Genomic DNA, 4,879 nt, shown 5'->3' on the forward strand with positions numbered 1-4,879 from the left:
GCGGGAGGCGGCGTTGGCGGCCGCGATGCGGTGGGCCTCGTGGGCGGCGTGGGCCGCGGCGGAGGAGGCCGCGCGGGAGGCGGCGTTGGCGGCCGCGACGGTGTGCGCCTGGTGGGCGACGTGCGCCGCGTGGGCGGCGGCGGAGGCCCTGGCGGCCTCGTTGGCCACGTGGACCACGTGGTTCTGGTGGGCGGCGTGGACGACATGGGCCTCGTGGGCGCTCAGGGTCTTCACGTCGTCCGCCGCGAAGGCGGTGCCGCTCAGGGCGGCGGTGGCCACGGTCACGCCGGCGATCGCGGCGGCCAGGCGGATGGGGCGTATCTGGGTGTTGCGCTTCACGCTAAGTCCTCTATCGGTACGACGGCCCGGTGCCGCAGGGGCACGGTGAGATGCCGTTGGGCGGGCCGGGGCCCCGACTTGAGCGGGGGCTTCAGCGGAACGGGTGAGCGAGTCGGGCGTCGATGTTTCGACCTGCTCCCCGTCGGGCAGACCCAGTCCTAACAAAATCCGCCGGGCCGACAAAAGCTGCGGTTTTACTACGCATGTCCGTATACGGACGGCATTGCGGGCGGGTGCGGCGGCGGATATTCCGGCTCTGTGCTGGTGTCGCCCGGCGGTCTCCCGGCTACGAGCGCCGATAGTGACGAGGGTGCGCCTTGTGACCGGGCTCACTGGTTGCGGCCCGGTCGGGCCGGCGGATGATCAGTGGCTGGTGATCAGTGGGCGGCCGTCTTCTTGCCCGGGGTGATGCGCCCGGCGATCTCCAGGGCGACCTCCAGGGCGGCCGCCTGGCGGGCCGCCTGGTCGGGGTGGTCCGTGGTCTCCGCGTCGTCCGTCTCCGAATGGAGCAGAAAGAGTCCGGCGTTGATGGCGAAGAGGGACATCGCGGCCCTGACCCGGTCCTGGTAGGTGCTCTCCGGTCCCTGGATCAGCCGCACCATGGCGATCATCCGCTCCTTGAAGCGGGCGCCGGCGTTGAGCTCCCGTACGGCGGGCTGGTTCTCGTGGAAGAACCGCAGCAGGGTGATCCGCTCGGACATCCCCTCCGCGAAGCGGCGTACCAGTTCGTCGCGCACCCGGGGCGACCAGGGCTGCTGCTCACCCCAGGCGATGGCCTCGTCGAGCGGCGCGGACATCGACTCGACGATGCCGTAGACGATGTCGTCCTTGGTCTTGAAGTGGTAGTAGAGGGCCGCCTTGGTCACGCCCAGCCGGTCCGCGATCTCCCGTAGCGAGGTCTGCTCGTAGCCGTGCTCCGAGAACAGCTCCAGGGCGACGTCCAGGATGCGGGTCCGGGTGTCCCCGCGAGGCGTGTGGGTGCTCATCCTTCGGTCGTGCCCCTTGTTCGTGGTCTTGGGAGGTCAAGTCTTCCGCCTGGAGCGGCCCGAACGGAAATCAACTTGACGGTCGGCTGGTAAGGAGCCTAGCTTGCCAGTGAAGAGTTCACTAGCCGGTCGACAAGTAAGCAACGGGGGAGCCCCACCGTGTCCGAGAAAGCCCAAGCCCTGGCGGAGGGCGCCGCCCAGGACGTGCCGGAGACGCGCACACCGCGTGAGATACGGGTCATCATGGTCGGTCTGGTGATCACCATGCTGCTCGCGATGCTCGACAACCTCATCGTCGGCACCGCCATGCCCACCATCGTCGGAGACCTGGGAGGCGCGGAGCACCTCTCCTGGGTGGTCACCTCCTACACCCTGGCCACCGCGGCCTCCACGCCCATCTGGGGCAAGCTCGGCGACCTCTACGGGCGCAAGGGCAGCTTCATCGTCTCGATCGTGATCTTCCTCGTCGGATCCGCCCTGGCGGGCCTCTCCCAGACCATGGGTGAGCTGATCGGCTTCCGGGCGCTCCAGGGCCTGGGCGCGGGCGGCCTGATGGTAGGCGTGATGTCGATCATGGGTGCCCTCATCCCGCCCCGCGACCGCGGCAGGTACCAGGGCATGTTCGCCGGCGTCATGGCCATCGCCATGATCGGCGGCCCGCTGGTCGGCGGCTTCATCACCGACCACCTCAACTGGCACTGGACCTTCTACATCAACATCCCGCTGGGCGCGGTCGCCCTGCTGGTCGTCACCGCCACCCTGCACCTGCCCAAGCTCCGCTCCACCGCGCGGATCGACTACCTGGGCGCCGTACTGCTCACCGTGGGCATCACCGCTCTGGTGCTGATCACCACCTGGGGCGGCCAGCAGTACGACTGGGCGTCCGGCCAGATCCTGGGCCTCGCCGTGCTCGCCGTCGTCACCCTGGTGGGCTTCGTCCTCGCCGAGCGCCGCGCCGAGGAGCCCATGCTGCCGCTGGGCCTCTTCCACAACCGCAACTTCACCATGGTCTCGGTGATCGGCTTCCTGGTCGGCTTCACCATGTTCGGCTCGGTCACCTTCCTCCCGCTCTACCAGCAGAGCGTGCAGGGCGCCTCCGCCACCAACTCCGGTCTGCTGCTGATGCCGATGATGCTGGGCATGCTGGTGGTCTCGCTGGCCGTCGGCCAGGCGATCACCCGTACCGGCCGCTACCGGATCTACCCCATCCTCGGCACCGGGGTGATGGCAGGCGGCGCGCTGCTGCTCTCCACCCTCGGCACGGACACCACCCGCTTCACCTCCAGCGTCTACATGGTGGTGCTCGGCGCGGGCATGGGCTTCCTGATGCAGGTCACCATGCTGGTGGCGCAGAACAGCGTCGAGCTCAAGGACATGGGCGTGGCCAGCTCCACCGCCACCCTGTTCCGCACCATCGGCGGCTCCTTCGGTGTGGCGCTCTTCGGCGCGCTCTTCACCAACCGGGTCACCGCCACCATGAAGGACATGGGTGCGGCGGCCGGCGGCAAGGCCGCGGAGCAGACCGCCCAGATCACCCCGGCCGTCCTGAAGACCCTCCCTGCCGCCTTCCAGAACGCCTACCACCACGCCATCTCCAACGGCATCCACTCGGTGTTCCTGTGGGGCGCCGTGGTCAGCGTGGTGGGCATCGCCGCCGCCGTCCTCCTCAAGGAGGTCCCGCTGCGCGGCGCGGGCGACGCGAGCGGTGCGGCCGCCGACGCCGGCGAGGGCAGCACCACCGAGCTGGCCGGAGCGCTCTGACCGGCGCGCACCGTCCGCGGCCTGCCGTGCACCGTCAGGGGCGCGGGGAACCGCGCGCCCAGCCGCCCGCCCGTACCGGGCAGGGGCTGGGCGCCGGGCCCCGCGCCCCTGTGCGTGCGGCCGCCCGGTCCGCCGGGCGACCGACCGGGGGCCCGGGGCCGGCGCCGGGCGCGTGAAGCCCTATGCGCGGGGCGCTGACCCGGGGAGACGATAGACACCCGGGCCGACGGGCTCCACCAGACCGTCCGCGACCAGACCGTCGAGGGCGCGGGCGCGCTGCACCGGCTCGTCCCAGACCGCGTCCAGCACCGCCTGGGTCACCTCGCCGTGCGCCTCCCGCAGCACGGCGAGCAGCTTGCCGCGCACCTGCCGGTCGGTGCCCGCGTACGTCTGGCCGCGCCGCGGCGGGCCGTCGTACGGAGGACTCCCCGCCAGCCGCCAGGCGCACATCGCGGCCACCGGGCATCCACCGCAGCGCGGGGTACGGGCGGTGCAGACCAGCGCGCCCAGCTCCATCACCGCCACCGCCCAGGTCGCCGCCGTCCCGTCGGCCTCCGGCAGCAGCGCCGTGGCGGTGCGGCGCTCGGCGGCGGTGGTCGCCGTCGGCGGGTGCTCCACGGCGTCCACGACCCGGGCCAGGACCCTGCGCACATTGGTGTCCAGGACCGCGTGCCGCTGCCGGAAGGCGAAGGAGGCGACCGCCGCGGCGGTGTACTCGCCGACGCCGGGCAGGGCGAGCAGCTGCGCGTGGTCGTCGGGCACCTCGCCGTGGTGCCGCTCGGTGATGGCGGTGGCGGCGGCGTGCAGCCGCAGCGCACGACGCGGATAGCCGAGCCTGCCCCACATCCGGACCGCCTCGCCCGGGGCGTCGGCGGCCAGCGCCGCCGGCGTCGGCCAGCGCTCCAGCCAGGCCGCGTACGCCGGCAGGACCCGCTTCACCGGGGTCTGCTGGAGCATGAACTCACTGACCATCACCGCCCAAGGCGTGGCCTGCGGGGTGCGCCAGGGCAGGTCACGGGCGTGTTCGGCGTACCAGTCGAGGATCGTGGAGTGCAGCACGGGAAGCGGCACGGCGGTGTGTACAGACATCTCCCTCCGATCCTCCCACGCTGCGCCGATCGGCCGCCGCCCGGTCGGCGCATCAGGCTGATGATCTGAAAGAAGCTCGCTGGCTGAGGTGTTGATGCGGTGAGGGGCGGACGATCTCTCGTAGAGTTTGCGCGTGCCCTCTATGCGCCATCCCGTGGGACCGCTGCCCGCGTCCATCTACTGGCGGCGGCGGTTCGTCGTGCTCGTCGTCCTGGCCGCGATCGCGGCCCTGGTCCTCTGGCTGACCACGGGCGGGGGCGGAGGCAGTCAGGGCAAGGGCAAGCACCCGGTGCCGGTCGAGTCGATCACCCCCGGCACCGGCCCCAGCGGGTCGGCGATCAGCACCCGTCCGGGCGGTACCGGCGGCACGTCCACGGGCGGCGACGGAAGCGGGGGAGCCACCCCCGGCAGCTCCCCGACGGCGGGCGGCAACGGTGGCTCCTCGGACACCACCGGCGGTGGCGGCGGCGACGGCGGAAGCGCCGGGACGGGCGGGACGGGCGGCAGTGACGTCAGTCTTTCGGGTGGCGCCACCGGCGGCGGCGCCGGCGGCGCGGCCGGCGGATCCGCGAGCGGCGGCACGTCGGGCGGATCGGCCGCCGGAGGCGGGGCCGGCGGGGGGGCCGGCGGCGGAGGGACGGGCGGCGGCACCGTGGCGGTGAACACCCCGGCGGTGCGTGCGCTGCCGATCTGCCCCACCTCCA

Annotated in this window: 4 protein-coding genes and 1 pseudogene; 2 read left to right on the forward strand and 3 right to left on the reverse strand. The window is 72.3% G+C overall.

Going from position 1 to position 4,879, the window contains the following annotated elements; translation table 11 throughout:
* The coding region (locus AOK09_RS40055; protein WP_407675388.1) for a hypothetical protein at positions 1–339 on the reverse strand (339 nt) is incomplete at its 3' end.
* A gap of 377 nt (positions 340–716) precedes the next feature.
* Complete coding sequence (locus AOK09_RS11020; protein WP_055586971.1) at positions 717–1,325, reverse strand: TetR/AcrR family transcriptional regulator; 609 nt, start codon at positions 1,323–1,325, stop codon at positions 717–719.
* Positions 1,326–1,484: 159 nt separating this feature from the next.
* Here AOK09_RS11020 and AOK09_RS11025 point away from each other — a divergent pair, with 159 nt between their 5' ends.
* On the forward strand, positions 1,485–3,086 hold the full coding sequence (locus AOK09_RS11025; RefSeq protein ID WP_055586972.1) for an MDR family MFS transporter: 1,602 nt from the start codon (positions 1,485–1,487) through the stop codon (positions 3,084–3,086).
* Between the two features lie 180 nt (positions 3,087–3,266).
* Here the strand turns inward: AOK09_RS11025 and AOK09_RS11030 are convergent, their stop codons facing one another.
* A complete protein-coding gene (locus AOK09_RS11030) occupies positions 3,267–4,175 on the reverse strand; it encodes an HhH-GPD family protein (RefSeq protein ID WP_055586973.1) in 909 nt (302 codons plus the stop codon).
* Positions 4,176–4,308: 133 nt separating this feature from the next.
* On the opposite strand from AOK09_RS11030, the pseudogene AOK09_RS11035 reads away from it, so the two are divergent.
* Positions 4,309–4,879, forward strand: a pseudogene (locus AOK09_RS11035) (hypothetical protein); the annotation flags it as partial.

The sequence above is a fragment of the Peterkaempfera griseoplana genome, assembly GCF_001418575.1.
Lineage (GTDB): Bacteria > Actinomycetota > Actinomycetes > Streptomycetales > Streptomycetaceae > Peterkaempfera > Peterkaempfera griseoplana.

Coding starts and splice junctions, on each gene's coding strand:
- AOK09_RS11020 (WP_055586971.1), bottom strand. CDS start 1,325: ATGAGCACCCACACGCCTCGCGGGGACACCCGGACCCGCATCCTGGAC.
- AOK09_RS11030 (WP_055586973.1), bottom strand. CDS start 4,175: ATGTCTGTACACACCGCCGTGCCGCTTCCCGTGCTGCACTCCACGATC.